At 35.7% G+C, this 6,553-nt stretch carries 3 protein-coding genes and 2 pseudogenes; 1 reads left to right on the forward strand and 4 read right to left on the reverse strand.

What is annotated here, in order from left to right; all coding sequences use genetic code 11:
* Window positions 1–1,436, forward strand: a 1,436-nt coding sequence (locus tag M977_RS13820; RefSeq protein ID WP_064516015.1) for a DUF6119 family protein, incomplete at its 5' end; no start/stop codon positions are given.
* A 538-nt stretch (window positions 1,437–1,974) separates the two neighbouring features.
* Here the strand turns inward: M977_RS13820 and M977_RS24450 are convergent.
* The 4 genes and pseudogenes from M977_RS24450 to M977_RS26135 form a co-directional block, all read right to left on the reverse strand.
* A pseudogene (locus M977_RS24450) lies at window positions 1,975–2,204 on the reverse strand (MFS transporter); the annotation flags it as partial.
* 476 nt (window positions 2,205–2,680) lie between these two features.
* On the reverse strand, window positions 2,681–5,017 hold the full coding sequence (locus M977_RS13830; RefSeq protein WP_064516020.1) for a UvrD-helicase domain-containing protein: 2,337 nt from the start codon (window positions 5,015–5,017) through the stop codon (window positions 2,681–2,683).
* Window positions 5,018–5,555: 538 nt separating this feature from the next.
* Window positions 5,556–5,951 (reverse strand): VOC family protein, encoded by a 396-nt coding sequence (locus tag M977_RS13835; RefSeq protein WP_064516022.1) that lies wholly within the window; start codon window positions 5,949–5,951, stop codon window positions 5,556–5,558.
* Window positions 5,952–5,969: 18 nt separating this feature from the next.
* A pseudogene (locus M977_RS26135) lies at window positions 5,970–6,038 on the reverse strand (DUF6500 family protein); the annotation flags it as partial.
* Between the last annotated feature and the right edge of the window lie 515 nt (window positions 6,039–6,553).

The following is a 6,553-nucleotide window of genomic DNA, read 5'->3' on the forward strand; positions in this document are numbered from 1 at the left end:
GGGAAACTTACAAGGATTTCTTTGAGGAAGGGTTGGAGGAGCCAAAGAATAAGTTTCATTACGGATTGATGATTTGCACAAATGTTGAATCCCCGGATTTGATTTTTGCTATCACACTCGGTAAATCACATTTCTATGTAAATAAATTCATTGAAAGAGATTTTGGAATCGAATTGGCAATAAGAATTGCTAAAGAAGAAACTACCTTGCTCAAAAAGAGCACGTATTTTTCTGGGTCAAAAAGGCAAGAAATATCATCTTACACCACATTCATAAAAGATAGTTATGAGCCTGGCGAATCTGTTGATCATCTCAAATTGAAAGCAACTGATAATGAGTTGTGGGGTGATAAAAATATAATATTCGCCGATTCGATCCAAATGGACACAGAAGTGACTCCCGTAGGGCTTGCTAAAATATTCAACCAAATAATCATGGCTTTGGCAGAACCACAAAGCATTCGTCTGCCTAAAAGAGAAAGAGTATATGATGATTCCTTGATAGTTGATTTGGATTCTATATTGTTTAAAGCTCTGAAAACGATGGATGCTTCATTAATGATTGAGGAATTTCACGTTTACGGGGTCAACTTTTGCTTTAGTTTTACTGAATATAATTATTCAATTGCATATAAAAAAGGCAAAAAAAGTTTTTATAAAAAAAGTTTGGGAGGAGGGATCGACATAAAATCCATATCTGAGTATTTGATTGAAAATGAAGATGTAGAAAACATTAATGACTTACATGTCTCCTTTGAAATTGAGGATAAGGGAGGGAAATTCTCTAAGCCATTAAAAGAGATATTAGATATTTATATTGAGAAAGATGGAGTGCATTATTTCTTAAGTAATGGTGACTGGTGCTCTTTTAATCAATCTTTTTTAGATTATTTGAAAGAGTCGCTTATACAAATAGATTTTATACAAAAAGATCTGTTGGATGAAAATGAGTATCAAGTTTGGGCTAAAGATAAGAAATCAAAAATAGACTCAGGAATGCCTGTGGACAATAAAATAATATATAGAGAATATTATTTCAACCAGAAACAATCTGCTGATAATGGATATGAACTGTTAGACAGGGAATTGACATTGATCAATTCGATGGAAAGCAATAAGAAAAAATATAAACTTGAAGTGGCAGACCTTTACAAGGACGAAGAAATAATAGCGGTTAAAATTTCCGATAAAGAAAAAGAATTAATTTATAATATTGAGCAATCGAAAGATTCATTAGAACTGATACTTAGAAAAACAATACCTTGTGATAAAAAAATTAGCTATGCATGTCTGTGGTTTGTCTTTGAAGAAAAGTTAGAAAGAATAACTCAAAGAAACTCTATCCAATTTTTGCTTGCAATACAATCATGGAAGAAGTTAGCTGAGCACTTTAATATAACCCCTAAAATATATTACTCTCAGCATATAAATAAATGAAATATGGTTGACTTTTATCAGGAATAGAATTAGAAAATAAAATTATTTTTTGGTTGGAGAGGGTTTAATATGGATAAGAAAAAAATAACAGATGATAATATAAAAGAGGTAGTGGTTAGGTGAGCATACATCAAATTTGTTAAATGATAGGGGGTTTATGACAACTTCACAGACATCCCAGGGAGAAATATAGTAATTGATATTTTTTGGGAACATTTCGAACTTGGCTTTGCTGAAAAGGCACTGTTCATAATAAATAATTTCTATTTTGCAAATTATTATACCGAACTAAATGGTGGTATTGAGCATTGGATCGTTGGAGAATTGCTTGATAATAATTTTGATAACACCCTTGAGGATATGCTGGTCAAGAGAAGGATTAAAGAAGAAAAGGATAAGATGAGTAGTATATTGAATCCTGACAACGGTGAGTGTGATGATTTTAGAAAAAGGTTATAAATTATCTAAAAATAATTTTTTGGAAAACATAAAAGGCAGACATTCATTGCTGGCTTTTATCAGGTATCAACTTACTAACTCAGATCACGACTTTTTTGCCAGACATCATATTTTTTTCAATATGCTCAAGAGGGACCCCTTTGGTTTCAGGGACGAGCAGAAAAGTTATCACGATGAAGACCAGGTTGAATCCTGTGTAGATCCAGAATGTCCTATGCTACTCAGAAGAGAACGGAAGGTTGCACCGATGTTCATGTTTGCAACCCAGTTAGTCGTGGTTGAGCAGGTGATCCCAAAGTCCCGGCATTCCGTTATAAAAGTATTCCTTGAGTAGTCTAGTACACTACTATGCTATTTTTATTTGTTTTCATCAGTTTGTTAGATTTACATTCTTAATACTGCTGCATCATTCTGAAGTGGAATACTTGGGCGGCAGGTAGTGATAAACACAAGGAAAAGTTAACAATTGAAAATGTTTGCTCTGTTCATAAAAAATTGAGATGGTGTTAATCGCAAGGTGACATGTATTAAAATGACACATAAACTTCTACTCAGGACTTTTTTTCTTTTGTTTTATTGTTATTTATTCAAACTTTTAGTTCATCAGTTTCTACCGCCAGCGTTGGTAATCACACTTCTTCAACAACAATGGATAATATAGGTAATTGTTGCCAGTTTCCTATTAATATATATAGGCTATGATTAGATAAGTATAAATTTCAAATGAAATTTTGTCACAACTATGCAGTTAATTATAAAGAGGGATGCAATCCCTCTCTGTTTTGTTACTTAAAATGAGAAAATGCGCCATCGCTTCCTTTAGGTGCAAACCAAAATACTCTTTTTATTCCTCGTGTTATTGCAACATATGCCAAACGATATGACTCATCAACCATTACCTGGTCATAGCTATAATTAAAATAGGAAACCTGCCTATATATCTCATTTCTTAAAATGTGTCCCGTATGAGCTTTACTATCATCGAAAATGACACATACTTCACCCTGCAAACCTTTTGCCTTGTGAATTGTTAAGAAGTTGATTCCTTTAATATTCCCATATTTATTGTTATAAAGTTCTTTTATCTCTTGAAGCGTATTATTGGTTCGACTTAAGACAATTAAATGTGTTTTATCTTTGTTTTTTTGATTTTTAACTAGATTGAACTGTTCAAAAATAATCTCAATAGCTTTGTCCTTCCAAGAATCACCCCCCTTTTTGTCATCATACTCATAACAAAAAACACCATGCTCATCACCATCAGGTTCTCGGCATGAAATTGACTCCTTTACAATTTTTCCTTTAACCAAACCCATCATCTTTTCGGCATCGTCAAGAATCTTTGAATCTGAACGATAGTTTTCCATCATCAAAACTGTATTGTGTCTACCTAATGATTTATGAACGGGGAAAAACTCTGAAAAATTCATGAAAATATCAGGTGAACTTCCTCTCCATGAATAGATAGATTGCCAATCATCTCCTATAGCCATGATTGTAGGTTTTCGACTTAAAATCGCATTTTCTTTTTGTAGTGCTTTTATCCAGTTGGCGATTTGAGGCGATATGTCTTGGAATTCATCAACTAAGAGATTTTCGAATCTTGAGTATCTATTTTTGAATAAATCTCGGCGTTGCTGTAATACCGATTCGTCTGAAAACATGATAAACATTCTGTTGAAAGTCATCATGTTGTTTTTATAGAGAGTGTCTTCGAATGAAGGCCAGAAGATAGCTAATGCTTTTGCAAAATAAAACTCAACCCCTTTTTCTCTAAAAAGTGAAATATTGGATATGGTGGTGACTACTTCTTTACCAAGGCTTTCTATAAAAGAACCTTGATCGTATAATAGCTCAAGTATATTTGTTTGAGCTAATTCACCATTCAACTTTATGGAGAAGTTACTGGGAGCTTCACCAGTGATGTAATTCTCCAAAAAACTATTAACCGAGTTAAGTTTTTGATTGCTATTAATAAATATCGAGATTTGAGTGTTGTATCCAGCAGCTATTTTATTTTTAAAGTATATAGCCTTTCCTAAAAGTATCTTTTTCTTAGGGTCAGACTCACTACCTTTAACATAATCTTTTTCGTCATACAGTTTCTTTCTACCAATATTACCTGACAGAAAAACTGGCATTTTATTATGTTCTACATATCCATTAGCATAAAAAATATTTCCATTAACGTGAAAGCATTTTACCGGACCAGCTATTATTCCATCTATAGGCCATTTCCCTTCTTCATTCCATAGGTCATTGATTTGTTGCGTTAAAACCAGGTCTCGCTCTGCGGCGTAATTAATCAACCAATCTCTTTCCTCCTTTTCATCGGATGTTTGTGATGCAGTTATTGAAATATCTATAAGCTTATCTATACAAATTTTAAAATCTTTGTTTTTGTTATATAGCTCGGTATAAACACCCTTTAAAACCTCAACTTGTTCATTGGTTCTTTTACCTAATGATAACTCTAAACTTGGGTCATCTGGATTTATCCTTCCACCAAGGAAATCGAAAGCACTTATGCCTGGCATAGAACTCAATGAAAATCTATATATAAGAGAATGGAATGTATTTACAATTGAATTTATCGCAACTTTATCATGATCTTTATCCCAAAAACTGAAAACGTAGCTTAATTTATCACTCAACTCATCACATGATTTTTTTGTGAATGAAATAACGGTGATTTTTCTTAATGGAATATTTAAATAAAAGTGCATAAATACTAAGCGGAGAATCAAGGTTGTCGATTTACCTGAACCAGCACCAGCAACAACGCAAGTCGCAGGATGATCTGAAAAAATCATTTTCCACTGAGACGGGGAAGGTGAGCTTAAAATTCCAGCTTCAGTTGCAACTCTTACCTTTTCAATCATGAGTTGCTCTAATTCTCTCGTAACGCCAATATTTTCTGGACCATAAATCGAGTTATCAATAGTGGACATCGATACCGTATCGATTTCGCGACGAATGTGATATTTTAACACACCATCACCATGACCTTTATGATAACCTTTATCTTTCCCCTGAGAATATCCTTTTTTGTACGAACGCCGAATTATTAATTTTATTTTTTTAAAAAAGAGCTTTATGAATATTTTGTCAGCTAATTTCATGTATATCCTTTATCTTAGTTAATATGCTTGAATATTTAGATAGAATAATATTTGTAGTGTGTAGTGTAAACGATTTTAAATGTAAGGGGGCTTCGATGTTTAGGCTATAATCATGGCAGGTAGCATTATATATGAAAATTAAAGCTCCTATCTTTATCGCTGGGGCACTAACTCATTGCGATTTTACTAAGATCGTTAAAAAAAGTGCATATTTGATGAAAATTGACCTTGATACTTGGTTTGAACCTAGTGGATGATAGTCAACAGGTACGCGTGATGGTATCAATGATGGTATCTTACTTATTCCTGTACGTTTAAATCTCTTAAGATCATAAGGATAGTTGCGATGTTCGAGTCCGGCCTTCGCACCAACAGTATGTAAATAGACCTCAACTGAGGTCTTTTTTTATGCCTAAAATCCAGTCCCCGCAAGGCTTTGCCCCGCTTTTCAGTCAACCGACGTCAATCTGAGTTACCCCACATCAACATGCTTGTGAGTAACTGAAGCTAAAGAAGCGCCCTATGGCGCTTTTGAAAATTAGTTGTTCTGGTATAAGTCCCAGCGATTTCCGTAGAGATCTTCAAATACAACCACCGTCCCGTACTCTTCCTCACGTGGCTCCTCGCAGAATTTAACGCCTGCGGCCTTCATAGCATTGTAGTCCCGCCACAAGTCATCGGTTTGAAGGAAAAGAAATACCCTGCCACCACACTGATTACCAATAAAGCCGTCCTGCTTTTCGTTTGAGGCTCGAGCCAGAAGTATATTACAGTCGCTTTCCGGGTTAGGTGTAACCACGACCCAGCGTTTTCCCGGCTGCGGTGTATCCTCAACGAGGGTAAAGCCCAGCTTCTCCGTGTAATATTCAATTGCCCGATCATAGTCATCAACAACTATGGCCACATATCCCATACATCGCTTCTGAGTTCTCATTTTCGACTCCTTCAGGTTTCAGGCATCACTCCAATCATTTTTATTGGCAAAAAAAGCATAGAACGACAGTCCTACATTACTGCCCGCAGGTTCTCTCCTTTCTCGTTCTCAGGGTCCTGAGTCTAGGTAAACCGGTTCGCATACGGTTTACATGTTTGCTGCATTTAAGCTGATAACACAACTGCGAATCGACGCAGGCCGAAAGCAGGTAGTACCGAAAGCCCGAAGTGTACTTATAAAGGAACGATGTGTGCGGGGTTCATGGTGGCCCGGCTGTAACAACTGTTCACTTGCGAGAAGCCGGATACATTCACGCATGATGCTGCCGCCATCAAAAGCTTTGCTCTCCATGTCGCCAAACTTCTTACACCTTCCTATATATAGAAGGAAGAACAGGAGATGGCATGTTTAAGGCAGATCTCGCGGTTAGGAACGCTAACCTCGGCTTCGCGAAGGATATAAATGAACGGTGAGGCAGAAAAATGCGTCTTCATGGGGTGTTTCTGGTGTTGCAGATGACGTTATTACTGACTTTGAGGTGAGTTCATCAAGTGGAGTCGATCAGTTTTGTGGATAACTTTGTGCACAACTGCGTATAAGAC

Origin of the sequence: Buttiauxella gaviniae ATCC 51604 (assembly GCF_001654835.1) — a bacterium.
Classification (GTDB): domain Bacteria; phylum Pseudomonadota; class Gammaproteobacteria; order Enterobacterales; family Enterobacteriaceae; genus Buttiauxella; species Buttiauxella gaviniae.